This is a genomic window from Pseudomonas putida (assembly GCF_028682395.1).
Classification (GTDB): Bacteria; Pseudomonadota; Gammaproteobacteria; order Pseudomonadales; family Pseudomonadaceae; genus Aquipseudomonas; species Aquipseudomonas putida_AB.
This window is the reverse complement of record NZ_JANHLC010000003.1, coordinates 405,120-418,018: the sequence shown is the minus strand read 5'-3', so window position 1 is coordinate 418,018 and position 12,899 is coordinate 405,120. Positions and strand designations below refer to the sequence as shown.

Sequence of the window (12,899 nt, the reverse complement as noted above, 5' to 3'; positions counted from 1 at the left end):
AGTTGCAAGGATAGTCGAGGCCGGAAACGGCCATGGCGTCATCACGAGAAGGATTTTTCGTCTATTCGCGAAGTCTGCTGCTCCAGGCTCATGCTGGAGAACGGCAGCCATTCGGGCAGCTAGCGGTGCAGGTGGATTACTCGGTTGGCGGGGTGAGACGCGCTTCCAGCTCTGCCACTTTGGCCTCCAGGCTTTCCAGGCGGGCGCGAGTACGGGCGAGCACGACCATCTGGCTATCGAATTCTTCCCGGCTCACTAGGTCCAGCTTGCTGAAGCCGCTTTGCAGCAAGGCCTTGAACTGGCTTTCGAACTCATTGCGAGGCAGTGGTGTTTCGCCGCTGAACAGGCGGGCGGCATGGCCGCTCAGGGCATCGAGAAAGGCTTTGGGCGCGAGCATGGGGAATGTTCCAGAATCAGATGGCGGGCAGTGTATCACGGGCTCCGAGTCTATTTTTCCGGGCGGCGAGCCGCACGTTTTTCGCGCATTTTGCCAAAAGACAACGCACTGTTTTTGTGCGTATTGCATCCGATTAAATGGCCGAATGATGGCGTTATCGATCCAATGCACTGAAAACGCTGAAATTTCTCGAGCTGGCAAGGTTTCTGCTTAGTCCCTTGTGACCCATGCACTGATGCAGTCGCTGTGACGAAATGCAGTGCGGCAGGCGGAGCGGGGAGTGTTTCGTCAGAAGCGGTTAGCTGGCGTCGGCCAGGCGGTGTAAGCCGACGATGCGTTACAAAGCCAGGCACTGCGCTTAGACTTGAGTCGGGTTTGTTTTCCTGGGGCAAGTCCACCAATTCGGGAGAGAGTTTTCATGAAGCTAGTCACTGCCATCATCAAGCCGTTCAAGTTGGACGATGTACGCGAGTCACTGTCCGAGATCGGCGTGCAGGGCATTACCGTCACCGAAGTCAAAGGCTTTGGCCGTCAGAAGGGACACACCGAGCTGTATCGCGGTGCGGAATATGTAGTCGACTTCCTGCCCAAGGTGAAGATTGATGTCGCCATTGACGACAAGGATCTAGACCGGGTTATCGAAGCGATAACCAAGGCCGCCAACACCGGCAAGATCGGTGACGGCAAGATCTTCGTGGTCAATCTGGAACAGGCTATTCGCATCCGTACCGGCGAAACCGATACCGACGCAATCTAAGCCGCCAAACCCCAACGCCCCAGGAGAAAACAATATGACTCTGCGTAAATTCGCAGGGCTAGGAGCCCTGTTGTCCATCGTAATGCCCGGCCTGGCCATGGCGGCAGACGAAGTGGCAGCTCCAGTCCTCAATTCCGGCGACACCGCCTGGATGCTCACGGCCACAGCCCTGGTGCTGTTTATGACCATTCCGGGTCTGGCGCTGTTCTACGGCGGCATGGTGCGCTCGAAAAACATTCTTTCGGTGATGATGCAGTGCTTCGCCATCACCGGCCTGATCAGCATCCTGTGGGTTGTCTACGGCTATAGCATCGCGTTCGATACCACCGGTATGGAGCAGGGCGTCGTCAACTTCAATTCGTTCTTCGGTGGGCTGTCCAAGGCCTTCCTGGCCGGTGTCACGCCAAATAGCCTGACCGGTCCTGCGGCCCTGTTCCCGGAAGCGGTGTTCATCACCTTCCAGATGACATTCGCCATCATCACGCCGGCCCTGATCGTCGGCGCATTCGCCGAGCGGATGAAATTCTCCGCCATGCTGATCTTCATGACCATCTGGTTCACCCTGGTCTATGCGCCGATTGCGCACATGGTCTGGAGCGGCAACGGTGGCCTGATGTGGGACTGGGGCGTGCTGGACTTCGCGGGCGGCACCGTGGTGCACATCAACGCCGGTGTGGCCGGTCTGGTGGCTTGCTTGGTGCTGGGCAAGCGTAAAGGCTACCCGAACACCCCGATGGCACCGCACAACCTGGGCTATACCCTGATGGGCGCGGCCATGCTGTGGATCGGCTGGTTCGGCTTCAACGCCGGCTCTGCGGCCGCTGCCAACGGCACCGCCGGCATGGCTATGTTGGTGACCCAGATCGCAACCGCTGCCGCGGCCCTGGGCTGGATGTTCGCCGAGTGGCTGACCCACGGTAAGCCAAGTGCCCTGGGCATCGCTTCGGGTGTGGTAGCTGGTCTGGTTGCCATTACTCCGGCTGCGGGCACCGTCGGCCCGATGGGCGCCCTGGTGATTGGCCTGGTGGCGGGCGTGGTGTGCTTCTTCTGCGCCACCAGCCTCAAGCGCAAACTGGGCTATGACGACTCGCTGGATGCCTTCGGCGTGCACGGCATCGGCGGCATCGTCGGCGCAATCCTGACCGGCGTGTTCGCCGCTCCTGCCCTGGGTGGCTTCGGCACCGTGACCGATATCGCGGCGCAAGTCTGGATCCAGTGCAAAGGCGTTGGCTTTACGGTGATCTACACCGCGATCGTGACGTTCGTGATCCTCAAGGTCCTGGACATGGTCATGGGCCTGCGGGTGACCGAGGAAGAAGAAGCCGTCGGCCTCGACCTGGCGCAACACAACGAACGTGGCTACAACCTGTAAACGCTACAAAAAAAAGTGCCCGGCTTGCCGGGCATTTTTTTGCCTTGGATTTGGCTCGCCTGCCCGCGCTGAAAGGATTTATCTAAAGCCGTTGCGCACTTGTTTTGCGCGCTGTGGCAATGGCGCCAAAAACTTACGGGTGAGAGTGATTATTCGGGACTTTGATTTTTTATTCAGCACGCTAGAATGCGCGCCGATAGGTGGAGAACTGTATGTGGCATCAGCGGCTGATAACGCTGCGCGCAAGGCCTCGAGGCTTTCATCTGGTAACGGACGAGTTGCTCTCGGCGTTGCCTGAACTCCAGGGCTGTCGTGTCGGTCTGTTGAGTTTATGGCTGCAGCACACGTCTGCTTCTTTGACGGTCAACGAAAACGCGGATCTGGCAGTACGTCGCGATTTCGAGATTTTCTTCAACCGGCTGGTGCCCCAGGGCGCCGGCGGCTATGAACACAACGACGAAGGCGCCGATGATCTCCCTGCGCACTTCAAGGCCAGTTTGCTAGGCTGTCAGCTGACCGTGCCGGTCACGGCGGGAAAGCTGGCGATGGGGACTTGGCAAGGCATTTATCTGGGCGAACACCGTGACCATGGCGGTGCGCGCAAAGTCCTCGCTACCCTGCAGGGTGACGGGGTTTAGGCCGGTGATAACACCGCCCATTGGATTTTTTTCCGGCGATCTTCGACAGAAGATGCGGCTGGGCTATAACTAACCTGCTTTTCGCAAGTCATGAGGTAGAACATGAGCGACGATGATCTGGAAAACGATGACCTCGAAGTAGGCGACGAAGACGAGACCGAGGAAGGCCTCGAAGCGGCAGCCGAAGACGTTGCCGACGACGATGGTGGCGATGACGCCCCGGCACCCGCTGCCAAGGGCAAAGCCAAGGCCGCTGTATCGGTTGACGAGTTGCCAAGTGTCGAAGCCAAGAACAAGGAGCGCGATGCGCTGGCTCGGGCTATGGAAGAGTTCCTGGCACGGGGCGGTAAAGTGCAGGAAGTCGAGGCCAATGTGGTAGCGGACCCGCCCAAGAAGCCTGATAACAAGTACGGTAGCCGACCTATCTAAGCGTTTGCTTCTTGCTTGCTGAAAAAGCCCGCCGTCGCTGCGGGCTTTTTCATGGGCTTCTGCAAAGTACCGTTAGCCCGGGCGATTACTCAGCCGCGCCAGCGGGCCAGCAACTCGGGCAGCTCGCTCAGGTTGCCAATTTCGCCGTCGGGCCGCTGGACGGCGCCCCAGGGCTTGCCCTCCGGGTTGTACCAGATGGCGCGAAAACCGGCCTGCTGGGCACCTGCGATATCATCGCCAGGGTGGTCGCCGATATGCACTGCGGCCCCTGGGGCGACATTTCCAGCGCGCAGCAGTGCTTCATGGAACAGCCGTGGGTCGGGCTTGGCGACACCGATATCTTCGGCACACAGGGCAAACTGGAAGTACTCGGCCAGGCCCAGGCGGCGAATATCGGCATTGCCGTTGGTGACGACGCCCAGGCGATAGGACCGGGCCAGTTGCTCCAGGGTCGGTTGCACCTCGGGGAAGACGTCGAGCTGATGTCGGGCCTGGAGAAAGACCTCGAAGGCCGCGCCAGCCAGCTGTGTCGCCTGTTCGTGGGCGTAGCCGGCCTCGCGCAGGGCCTGCAGCAGTACGCGGCGGCGCAGGGCGCTGATCCGGTACTTCAGCTGTGGTTCGCTGGTCAGGATCTGCTCGCGGATGGCCCACAGGTGTTCCGTGGGGACGTCGCCCAACTGCGGCGCCTGTTCCGCCAGCCACTCGCGTAATACCAGCTCTGCGCTGACGATTACCGGCGCGGTATCCCACAGGGTGTCGTCGAGGTCGAAGGTAATCAGCTCAATCGTCATCAGTCACTGCCTTTACTGCGTTTGGCCCGTGGGTGGGCGCTGTCATAGACCGCGGCCAGGTGCTGGAAATCCAGGTGGGTGTAGATCTGCGTGGTCTTGATATCGGAATGGCCTAGCAACTCCTGCACCGCCCGCAAGTCCTGGGAGGATTCGAGCAGGTGACTGGCGAAGGAGTGTCGCAGCATATGGGGGTGCAGGTTCTGCCCCAATTCGCGCTCGCCGGCAGCCTTGACCCGCAGTTGTATTGCCCGTGCGCCGAGACGCCGGCCTTTCTGGCTGACAAACACTGCATCGTCCTGCGGATTGCTCAGGGCCCGCAGGCCCAGCCAGATCCCCAGGGCCTCGCGGGCCTTCTGGCCGATGGGCAGCAGGCGCGTCTTGCTCCCCTTGCCAAGGACCTGCACCAGGCCGTCGGCCAGGTCGAGTTGCTCCAGGTTGAGCCCGGTCAGTTCGGACAGGCGCAGGCCCGAGGAATAGAACAGTTCGAGGATGGCCTGGTCGCGGTGGGCCAGGAAGTCATCTTCCACCGCACCTTCAAGCAGTTGCAGGGCGCGGTCGGTATCGAGCGTCTTGGGCAGGCGTCGTTCGCCCTTGGGCGGCGTCAGGCCATTGGCCGGATCGTGCTCACACAGGCCTTCGCGGTTCAGGTAGTGGTAGAGCCCACGGACTGCCGAGAGCAGGCGGGCCAGGCTACGCGAGGACTGGCCCTGTTGGTGCAGGCGCGCGACCAGGCGGCGCAGCCGCTGGATATCCAGGGCGCGCCAGCTATCGAGTTGTTCCTTGGTGCAGAACGCCAGGACCTTGTTCAGGTCGCGGCGATAAGCCTCAAGCGTATGCGGCGACACCTGGCGCTCACTGCGCAGATGGTTGCAGTAGGCGTCCAGCTGTCGTTCCACGCTTAGCGTACCGAGCGCAGGGCGTTGGTGTAGCGCGGCAGGGTGCGGCCGAGGACTTCGGCGATATGACCGAGAAACAGGGTGCCGACCGAGCTCTTGTAATGCTGTGGATCGCGGCTGGCAATTGCCAGCACGCCATGCAGGCCCAGGTGGTTGAGGCCGACCACGGCCGTGGAGCCGATCTGTTGGCGCTGTTCTTCGCCGAACAGGAAGTCCAGCTCATGGTCACGCAGGCTACCGCTGACGCTCTTGCCTTCCTGCAGCAGGCCGCCAATGGCCTGTTGCGCTTCGGCGAGGCTGGCCCAGCGGCCGACTGGCATGCTGGTGTCGCTGAACAGGATCAGGCTGACAAAAGGCACCTGGAAGTCCTGGCGCAGGCTGTCTTCAACAGCGATGACCAACTCGTCGAGGCTGCCGGCATCCATCAGCGCGAGGGTCAGGCGGCGGGTTTTGTCGAACAGGCGGTCGTTGTCACGGGCCACGTCCATCAGTTGGGAAAGGCGATGGCGCATCTCGATATTGCGTTCGCGCAGGATTTTCATCTGGCGCTCGACCAGCGAAACGGTATCGCCGCGCTGGTGAGGCAGACGCAAGGCCGTCAGCAGTTCTTCGTGGTCGACGAAGAACTCTGGATGAGCCTCGAGGTACGCCGCTACCGCCGCGGCCTCCAGGCTGGCTGCAGGTGATTCGTCCGGCTGTTCGGCGCTGGCTCGAGGCTTATCGGTCATGGCATTTGCTCACTCATAGACGCACTTGTCCTTCATACACCCGTGTGGCCGGGCCCGTCATCATGACGGGTTGGCCAGGGCCGGCCCACTCGATGCTCAGGCGTCCGCCGGGCAGGTCGATCGTGACCGGCGAGTCCATCCAGCCCTGGCTGATGGCCGCCACTGCCGCGGCGCAGGCACCGGTGCCGCACGCCTGGGTTTCCCCGGCGCCGCGTTCCCAGACCCGCAGTTGCGCGCGCTGGCGATCGATCACCTGGAGAAAGCCGACATTCACCCGTGCCGGAAAGCGTGGGTGATGCTCAAGCTTGGGCCCCAACTCGTGCACTGGCGCAGCGTTGACGTCCTCGACGCGCAGCACCGCATGGGGGTTGCCCATGGAGATGGCGGCAAGTTCGATCATCTGGCCGTCGACCTCGACTTGATAGCTCGGGGCCTGAGCCGGCGCTTCGAATGGGATCTCCTGCGGCACCAGCCGTGGTGGTCCCATGTTGACGCGGATCTGGCCGTCATTGCGCACATCGAGTTCGATGATGCCGCTCTTGGTCTCGACGCGGATCTGGCGCTTGGCGGTCAGGCGCTTGTCGAGCACGAAGCGGGCGAAGCAGCGGGCACCGTTGCCGCACTGCTCCACTTCGGAACCGTCGGCATTGAAAATCCGGTAGCGAAAATCCACGTCCGGGTTGCTCGGCGCCTCGACGATCAGGAGCTGGTCGAAGCCGATACCGGTATGGCGGTCGCCCCATTGCTTGGCGTGCTTGGGCTGGATATGCGCGTGCTGGCTGACCAGGTCGAGGACCATGAAGTCGTTGCCCAGGCCATGCATCTTGGTAAAACGCAGCAGCATGGGCTTACTCCGGCAGCAGGCTTTCGCCGGCATACAGCTCGGCCAGCGTTTCACGCCGACGCACTTCGAACATCTGCTCGCCGTCCACCAGCACCTCGGCAGCGCGGCCGCGGGTGTTGTAGTTGGAGCTCATGACAAATCCGTAGGCACCGGCCGAATGCACGGCCAGCAGGTCGCCTTCTTCCAGCGCGAGCTGGCGATCCTTGGCGAGGAAGTCGCCGGTCTCGCAGATCGGCCCGACGATATCGTAGGCCCGTGGCTGGCTGTCGCGCGGCTGCACGGCGGTGACGTCCATCCAGGCCTGGTACAGGGCCGGACGAATCAGGTCATTCATAGCCGCATCGACGATGGCGAAGTCTTTGTGCTCGGTGTGCTTGAGGTACTCGACGCGGGTCAGCAGCGCACCGGCGTTGGCGACGATAAAGCGGCCCGGCTCGAACAACAGCGCCAGGTCGCGGCCTTCGATGCGCTCACGCACAGCCTTGATGTAGTCGGCAGCCTGTGGTGGCTCTTCGTCGCGATAACGCACGCCTAGACCGCCGCCCAGGTCGATATGACGCAGGTAGATACCGCACTCGCCCAGGCGATCGATCAGCGCCAGCAGGCGGTCGAGGGCATCGAGGAACGGCGGCAAGCTGGTCAGTTGCGAGCCGATATGGCAGTCCACACCCATGATTTCCAGGTTCGGCAGCTGTGCGGCGCGGATGTAGACATCCTCGGCGTCGGCGATGGCGATGCCGAACTTGTTTTCTTTCAGGCCAGTGGAAATGTACGGGTGGGTGCCGGCATCGACGTCTGGGTTGACCCGCAGGGAGATCGGCGCGCGAACGCCCAGCTCGGCGGCCACCACTTGCAGGCGCTCCAGCTCGTCGGTGGACTCGACGTTGAAGCAGTGCACACCGACTTCCAGGGCACGGCGCATGTCGTCACGGGTCTTGCCGACGCCGGAGAACACAATCTTGTCGGCGCTGCCGCCAGCGGCCAGGACGCGTTCCAGCTCACCGCGCGAAACGATGTCGAAACCGGCACCCAGGCGCGCCAGGACATTGAGCACGCCGAGGTTGGAGTTGGCCTTGACCGCAAAGCAGACCAGGCTCGGGATGCCTTCAAGGGCATCGGCGAAGGCCCGGTACTGGGCTTCGATATGGGCCCGCGAATAGACGTAGGTCGGTGTGCCAAAGCGTTCGGCGATGGCGGACAAAGCTACACCTTCCGCGAACAGCTGGCCGTCGCGGTAGTTAAAAGCGTCCATTGGAGTTCCCTTAATCGTGCTTGTGCGATTGCGTCTTGGCCTGTTCTTCGGGCGACTTGGTGTCATCCGGCAGGTACAGCGGGCCTTTCTGGCCGCAGGCGGAAACGAGGCAGGCAACCGCGAGGAGCGCGGCAAGGGAAGAGATCAGGCGCTTCATGGCGAAATCCTTTGGAAAGCGTTAATTGCGCCCGAGTATACCGGCCACCCGACGCCTTGCCTATGCGCTCGGCAGCCCGTCCGACGGGCCTGTGCCGGGCAGGTCGATTGCCTTGCGCGGGCATCCGGGGCTAAGTTGGGCGCTAGCCTATATCCTTTGCATTCGGGGCACAGCGTCCGTATCTTGCGGCGTTTGACGTCACAGACACTTATCGAGGTTCGCGCAATGAGTTTGACTGAAGCCCGTTTTCACGACCTGGTCGATAACACCCAGCAAAATCTGGAAGACGTCTACGACGAAAGCGGTCTGGATGTGGATCTGGAAAACTCCGCCGGTGTGTTGACCGTTAAATTCGAAGGCGGCAGCCAGCTGATCTTCAGCCGCCAGGAGCCGCTGCGTCAGCTCTGGCTGGCCTCGCGCTCCGGCGGTTTCCACTTTGACTATGACGAGGAAACCAGCCGCTGGGTCTGCGATACCAGCGAGGAACTGCTCAGCGAGATGGTCGCGCGCATGACCCTGGAGCAGGCGGGCGTCGAACTGGATTTCGAAGAGATCTGATCGTGGCTCAAGCAACGCCTGTTCGTCCCCCCAAACCGCTTTACAGCAATGTCAGCCCGGCCGTGCCTTCGCCCTGTATCAGCCTGTGCCGGCTGGATGAAGCGAAAGTCTGCCTGGGCTGTTTTCGCCATGTCGAAGATATCCGCGAATGGCGTTCGGCCGACGATCAGCGCCGCCGGGTTATCTGCGCCACGGCGGGGCAGCGGCGCGAGGCAGCCTGCGGCCGATAGGCGCGCGTGGCTTGTGTATTTATTCTGCTGTGGTAGTGTCCGGCTACACCTCGCTTATCGAGGCCTGTAAAAACCCTGCCTGTTTCGGGCGGGGTTTTGCTTTTTTTGTCGCGCAGAAAAAAGGAGTCTGCCTGGATCATGAGCACCGCACCTTCCATCATCCTCACCCGCCTCGACGTGCAACGTCTGGAGCGCCTGATCGACAGCCTCGATGACTCGCTGCCGGGCGTCGTCGCGTTGCAGGCCGAACTCGATCGCGCCGAACACGTGGTAGGCCACGATGAAGTGCCGGCCGGTGTCGTGACCATGAACTCGCGTGTGCATTGCCGCGAAGAAAGCAGCGGCAAGGACTATCACCTGACGCTGGTCTATCCCCAGGATGCCGGTGGCGATGGGCGTGTCTCGATCCTCGCGCCGGTCGGCTGTGCATTGCTGGGCCTGCAGGTCGGCCAGCATATCGACTGGCCCGCGCCGGGCGGAAAAACCCTTAAGTTGACCCTGCTCGAAGTCGAGTTCCAGCCCGAAGCGGCCGGTGACTTCAACCTCTAAGGGCGTCGATCTGGTCCAGCGCGCTATTGAGGGCGCGCTCCAGGTCAGCCTTGTAACGCAGGTATAGGTTGCTCGAGCGCGGGGCGTCATTGAGCAGGCCTGACAGATCGAGGTCGGTGATGTAGCAGCGGTAGCGCTCGGCCTCACGCCGCTGCCCGATGATCTCGCGGGCGACCACGCTGAACAGCTGGTCGCCATATTCCAATTCGCTAAACTCCCGCTGATTGCAGTACAGGGCCACATGCCTGCGCCCGGCTGTGCCTTTGCCGATAATCGCCTGGACGTCATAGAACGGCTTGTTCGTCGCGCTCTGGGGAGCCGCGCGCCGTTCGAGACGCCGTGGCTGACCGTTGCCGATGCTCTGTAACTGGTAGTAGTGGATCTCTAATGCACTGCCAGGTGCCTGGCCATCAAGTGGCTGCAGCGCCTCGCGGCGGTAGAGGATCGATTGCAGGAAGCGCTGCAGCGGCGCCAACAGGCTCGGCTCATCGTGATAGGGCAGGCGCTGCTGCCATAGGCAGGCGAACTCATCCAGTACATACAGCTCGGCCTGGCTGTCGTCGATACGAAAAAACACCTGCACGCAGTCTTTACGGGCCATGGGCAGGATCAGTGCCAGGTCCTGGTCGCGCAAGGCCATGGCATCGAGGTGCAGCGGACGATAGCCGGGCTGCTCGATGGCAAGGTAGTCGAGCAGCTCGGGCAGGCTGCCCAGGGCCTGGTGACGAACCCGTCCGCGAATCAGTTCCAGTACGTGGTAGTGCTGTTGTATCTGTAACAGATAGCGGTGGCCCTGGCCGCTGGCGAGCAGTTGCGCTGCAGTCTGGGCGACTTCCTCGACTCGCTGGGCGATAAATCGCGCGCGGTTCTGGCAAAAGCACCGAACCTGCAGGCGGGGTGCATCGCGCCCCTCGGGCACGCTATTGAGGTAGTCACGCAGGCAGTCGAGCAGGGCGTGGGGGCCTTCATGGCGGGCCACCATCACTTCGTTCCAGCTGTTGAGCGTCACCTGGTCCAGGGTCAGTACCAGGTTATCCCGCACACCGGCATAGCTCAGGGAATCTGTGCGCCCGGTGGTCATATGTACATTGAGTTCGCTGTGGTGTTTGAGCGGGTCCAGCCCCACATTCACCAGCCACAGTATTTCACCGGCAATGCTGGGGCGCAGCAGCTGCTCTTCATCGACGCTTTTCAGTGGCAGGGCGATGGTCTGTTGCAGGCTGGTCAGCAGGTTAAACAGCTCGAACTCGCGCAGATCGCTGGCGCCCGGATGCAGCGCCAGGCGTGTGCTGCTGTCGATCACGCCGTTGCGATGGCACCAGGTCAGGAGTTCGAGCAGGTCGCGGCTGCGCTTGATGGGGGCGAAATGCTCCCATTCCGGTGCGGCCAGGCTGCCGTTGTATAGGCCCCAGTGGTAGCTGCCGGGTTCCTGGCGGTTTTGCTCGTGGACCAGGGTCAGGGTGTCCTCGGCCAGGTCCGGGGCGATCCCGGGGTTGATGAATTCCACCTTGCCGGCCTTGCGCTCGAAGGCCGCGTACAGGCGGCGGCCCAGCACATTCAGATCGCGTTTGTTGATCTGGCTGGCCGACTGCTCGGCGCGAGCGAATTCGTTGAGGAAGCGGTAGCTGAAGTTCAGCTCGTTGACCAAGGCACGGCGCTCGGCACTGACCTGGCGGACCTTCCACTGGCTACGGCTGTCGAGGGTCGCCAGTTGCCGCTGGTCCCAGCCCCATTCATGGGTGAGTCGTTCGAGCAGCAGGTGTTGCCAGCCCTTGTTGCGCTGGCGCTGATGGCCGCCGATCTTGCGATTGACCTTCAGGTAGAGGGCGCGGCGCACCAGCTCCAGCCGCTCGGGCTCGTTGCGGTCGCGCAGATACTCCTCGATGCGCCGGTAAATCGTGACATAGGGGTCGAGCTCGTCGAGGTCCAGGTGGTTGGCGAATACGGCCTGCTTATAGCGCAGGCTCAGGCACTCGACCCGTGGGTGTTCGCTGGCGTAGACCTCGGTCAATAGCAGCTTGAGCACCGATTTGTAGGGCGATTCGATGCCCTTGAAGAGCTGCCAGAGCCCCGCGCCGATAAATTCGCCGGGTGGGATATACGCCAGGTTGCCCAGGTCCAGGCAGTCGTCGGCACGGATAAAGCGTTTGGACAACAAGGTATGGGTGAATTCGGCGTAGCGTTTTTCCTCATAGACCGGCACCAGCCACCACAGGGGGGTGCGTCCGGCGAGCCAGAGCGCCGTGCGGTAGAACTCGTCCAGCAGCAGGTAGTGCTGGGTGGTGCCGCAGTCTTCCGAGCTCAGTTGGGCGTCGCGTTCACCCTGGACGAAGCGCTCGGGCTCGATCAGAAACAGGTGGGCTTCAGCACCTTGGCTATTGGCCCACTCTTCCAGCAGGCGGCATTTTTTCTGCAGCTCCGCGAGTTCGTCCTCGCTCAGGTGGCTGGCATGGCAGACCCACAGGTCCATATCGCTGTCTTCGGCCTGGGCGAGGGTGCCCAGGCTGCCCATCAGGAACAGGCCGTGGATCGGCCGCGGGGGATTGCCATGGCGGGTCTTGTAGGAGAACGAGCGAGTCAGGCGCTGTGCTTCGGCCAGGGTCTGGGCATCGGGTTCATAGCCGGACAGGCCGGCGGGTGTGCTACCGGACACATAGCCGGGTAGGAGCGGGTGATTGACATGAAAGAACAGCGGCAACAGGTTGAGGACCACCTGTTGCCGCGGGGTCAGCCCCTCCATGGCCCGGGCCAGGCGCCCCGCATTGAGACTCAGAAAGCGCGCACGCAGTTGGGTGAGAACCTTGCGGTCGATTCCCTCGTCCAGATCGGGGCGTATCTCGTGGGTGCGGGTCATGTCGAATTCGAACCGGCTCGCGGGGCGCGAAAAGTCAGGGAATCACAGCTGATGGAGTTTACAGCCATTGTGCGAAGGGTAGCAGGCGGGAGTTGTTTTCTGGCGCCAGTTATTTATCACTGGGCGACGCAAAACCTGCAGAAGCCCGGTCGGGGGCTTCGCAGGCAGGTTCGGACTCAGGCGGTTTCTTTGACGTTCAGGATGGTCAGCAGGCCCTGGGCATGCTCGGCGGCATCGCGACCCAGGCTGGTGAGGTAGCCACCATCGGGCTGGGTGATCAGTTCCTTGGCGTACAGGCGTTTGGCGGCAGCGATAGCTTGGGGGGCAGCGGTCTGGTGAATTTTCAGACCTTCCTGGGTACTTCCCAGATTGAAGAGTGCAAGGATTTCCAGTTCGGCAACCAACTCGGGGGTATACGACATAGGTGCTCCAGACTTTCTAGGAATA

At 61.9% G+C, this 12,899-nt stretch carries 16 protein-coding genes; 7 read left to right on the top strand and 9 right to left on the bottom strand.

The features are described 5' to 3' along the window. Nucleotides 1–136: 136 nt before the first annotated feature. Nucleotides 137–397: an accessory factor UbiK family protein gene (locus tag NPS46_RS10225; protein WP_274106752.1), complete on the bottom strand. Its 261-nt coding sequence runs from the start codon at nt 395–397 to the stop codon at nt 137–139. A 418-nt stretch (nt 398–815) separates the two neighbouring features. Between NPS46_RS10225 and glnK the strand changes: the two genes are divergently transcribed. The 4 genes from glnK (at nt 816) to sutA (ending at nt 3,593) form a co-directional block, all read left to right on the top strand. Continuing rightward, nucleotides 816–1,154 carry a P-II family nitrogen regulator gene (gene glnK / locus NPS46_RS10220; RefSeq protein ID WP_002555808.1) on the top strand — a complete coding sequence of 113 codons (339 nt, stop codon included), beginning with the start codon at nt 816–818 and terminating at the stop codon, nt 1,152–1,154. A 34-nt stretch (nt 1,155–1,188) separates the two neighbouring features. Next, nucleotides 1,189–2,526 (top strand): ammonium transporter, encoded by a 1,338-nt coding sequence (locus NPS46_RS10215; protein WP_274106750.1) that lies wholly within the window; start codon nt 1,189–1,191, stop codon nt 2,524–2,526. A gap of 212 nt (nt 2,527–2,738) precedes the next feature. Beyond that, on the top strand, nt 2,739–3,164 hold the full coding sequence (locus tag NPS46_RS10210; protein WP_274106748.1) for a secondary thiamine-phosphate synthase enzyme YjbQ: 426 nt from the start codon (nt 2,739–2,741) through the stop codon (nt 3,162–3,164). Between the two features lie 102 nt (nt 3,165–3,266). Continuing rightward, the gene (gene sutA / locus NPS46_RS10205) at nt 3,267–3,593 is read left to right on the top strand and encodes a transcriptional regulator SutA (protein WP_274106746.1); all 327 of its coding nucleotides are present in this window, start codon (nt 3,267–3,269) and stop codon (nt 3,591–3,593) included. An 89-nt stretch (nt 3,594–3,682) separates the two neighbouring features. On the opposite strand, the gene NPS46_RS10200 is transcribed toward sutA, so the two are convergent. From NPS46_RS10200 to lptM, 6 genes are read right to left on the bottom strand one after another with little or no spacing between them, the layout of a single operon-like run. Next, nucleotides 3,683–4,384: an HAD family hydrolase gene (locus tag NPS46_RS10200; protein ID WP_274106744.1), complete on the bottom strand. Its 702-nt coding sequence runs from the start codon at nt 4,382–4,384 to the stop codon at nt 3,683–3,685. Then, on the bottom strand, nt 4,384–5,280 hold the full coding sequence (gene xerC, locus NPS46_RS10195) for a tyrosine recombinase XerC (protein WP_274106742.1): 897 nt from the start codon (nt 5,278–5,280) through the stop codon (nt 4,384–4,386). Before xerC ends, NPS46_RS10200 begins: the two co-directional genes overlap by 1 nt. 2 nt (nt 5,281–5,282) lie before the next feature. Next, nucleotides 5,283–6,008, bottom strand: coding sequence for a DUF484 family protein (locus NPS46_RS10190; protein ID WP_274106740.1), 726 nt, complete (start codon nt 6,006–6,008; stop codon nt 5,283–5,285). 13 nt (nt 6,009–6,021) lie between these two features. Then, the gene (gene dapF / locus NPS46_RS10185) at nt 6,022–6,852 is read right to left on the bottom strand and encodes a diaminopimelate epimerase (protein ID WP_274106738.1); all 831 of its coding nucleotides are present in this window, start codon (nt 6,850–6,852) and stop codon (nt 6,022–6,024) included. Between the two features lie 4 nt (nt 6,853–6,856). After that, complete coding sequence (gene lysA, locus NPS46_RS10180; RefSeq protein ID WP_274106736.1) at nt 6,857–8,104, bottom strand: diaminopimelate decarboxylase; 1,248 nt, start codon at nt 8,102–8,104, stop codon at nt 6,857–6,859. A gap of 10 nt (nt 8,105–8,114) precedes the next feature. Further along, on the bottom strand, nt 8,115–8,261 hold the full coding sequence (lptM, locus tag NPS46_RS10175) for an LPS translocon maturation chaperone LptM (protein WP_274106734.1): 147 nt from the start codon (nt 8,259–8,261) through the stop codon (nt 8,115–8,117). 225 nt (nt 8,262–8,486) lie between these two features. On the opposite strand from lptM, the gene cyaY reads away from it, so the two are divergent. From cyaY to rnk, 3 genes are all read left to right on the top strand, one after another. Next, nucleotides 8,487–8,819 (top strand): iron donor protein CyaY, encoded by a 333-nt coding sequence (cyaY, locus tag NPS46_RS10170; RefSeq protein WP_274106732.1) that lies wholly within the window; start codon nt 8,487–8,489, stop codon nt 8,817–8,819. 2 nt (nt 8,820–8,821) lie between these two features. Beyond that, nucleotides 8,822–9,049, top strand: coding sequence for a DUF1289 domain-containing protein (locus tag NPS46_RS10165; protein WP_274106730.1), 228 nt, complete (start codon nt 8,822–8,824; stop codon nt 9,047–9,049). Nucleotides 9,050–9,187: 138 nt separating this feature from the next. Then, nucleotides 9,188–9,598, top strand: a complete 411-nt coding sequence (rnk, locus tag NPS46_RS10160; protein WP_274106728.1) for a nucleoside diphosphate kinase regulator — start codon at nt 9,188–9,190, stop codon at nt 9,596–9,598. Here the strand turns inward: rnk and NPS46_RS10155 are convergent. Together NPS46_RS10155 and NPS46_RS10150 are read right to left on the bottom strand one after the other, a co-directional pair. Beyond that, nucleotides 9,588–12,452, bottom strand: a complete 2,865-nt coding sequence (locus tag NPS46_RS10155; RefSeq protein ID WP_274106726.1) for a class I adenylate cyclase — start codon at nt 12,450–12,452, stop codon at nt 9,588–9,590. The two genes, rnk and NPS46_RS10155, sit on opposite strands and share 11 nt — an antisense overlap. Nucleotides 12,453–12,628: 176 nt before the next feature. Continuing rightward, complete coding sequence (locus NPS46_RS10150) at nt 12,629–12,874, bottom strand: TIGR02647 family protein (RefSeq protein ID WP_274106724.1); 246 nt, start codon at nt 12,872–12,874, stop codon at nt 12,629–12,631. Nucleotides 12,875–12,899 lie beyond the last annotated feature (25 nt).

Excerpts from the sequence above, each read along its gene's own strand:
- lptM (WP_274106734.1), bottom strand. The coding sequence starts at position 8,261 with ATGAAGCGCCTGATCTCTTCCCTTGCCGCGCTCCTCGCGGTTGCCTGC.
- lysA (WP_274106736.1), bottom strand. The coding sequence starts at position 8,104 with ATGGACGCTTTTAACTACCGCGACGGCCAGCTGTTCGCGGAAGGTGTA.
- NPS46_RS10215 (WP_274106750.1), top strand. The coding sequence starts at position 1,189 with ATGACTCTGCGTAAATTCGCAGGGCTAGGAGCCCTGTTGTCCATCGTA.
- glnK (WP_002555808.1), top strand. The coding sequence starts at position 816 with ATGAAGCTAGTCACTGCCATCATCAAGCCGTTCAAGTTGGACGATGTA.
- NPS46_RS10225 (WP_274106752.1), bottom strand. The coding sequence starts at position 397 with ATGCTCGCGCCCAAAGCCTTTCTCGATGCCCTGAGCGGCCATGCCGCC.
- NPS46_RS10155 (WP_274106726.1), bottom strand. The coding sequence starts at position 12,452 with ATGACCCGCACCCACGAGATACGCCCCGATCTGGACGAGGGAATCGAC.
- NPS46_RS10190 (WP_274106740.1), bottom strand. The coding sequence starts at position 6,008 with ATGACCGATAAGCCTCGAGCCAGCGCCGAACAGCCGGACGAATCACCT.
- cyaY (WP_274106732.1), top strand. The coding sequence starts at position 8,487 with ATGAGTTTGACTGAAGCCCGTTTTCACGACCTGGTCGATAACACCCAG.
- NPS46_RS10200 (WP_274106744.1), bottom strand. The coding sequence starts at position 4,384 with ATGACGATTGAGCTGATTACCTTCGACCTCGACGACACCCTGTGGGAT.
- dapF (WP_274106738.1), bottom strand. The coding sequence starts at position 6,852 with ATGCTGCTGCGTTTTACCAAGATGCATGGCCTGGGCAACGACTTCATG.
- NPS46_RS10150 (WP_274106724.1), bottom strand. The coding sequence starts at position 12,874 with ATGTCGTATACCCCCGAGTTGGTTGCCGAACTGGAAATCCTTGCACTC.
- rnk (WP_274106728.1), top strand. The coding sequence starts at position 9,188 with ATGAGCACCGCACCTTCCATCATCCTCACCCGCCTCGACGTGCAACGT.
- NPS46_RS10210 (WP_274106748.1), top strand. The coding sequence starts at position 2,739 with ATGTGGCATCAGCGGCTGATAACGCTGCGCGCAAGGCCTCGAGGCTTT.
- sutA (WP_274106746.1), top strand. The coding sequence starts at position 3,267 with ATGAGCGACGATGATCTGGAAAACGATGACCTCGAAGTAGGCGACGAA.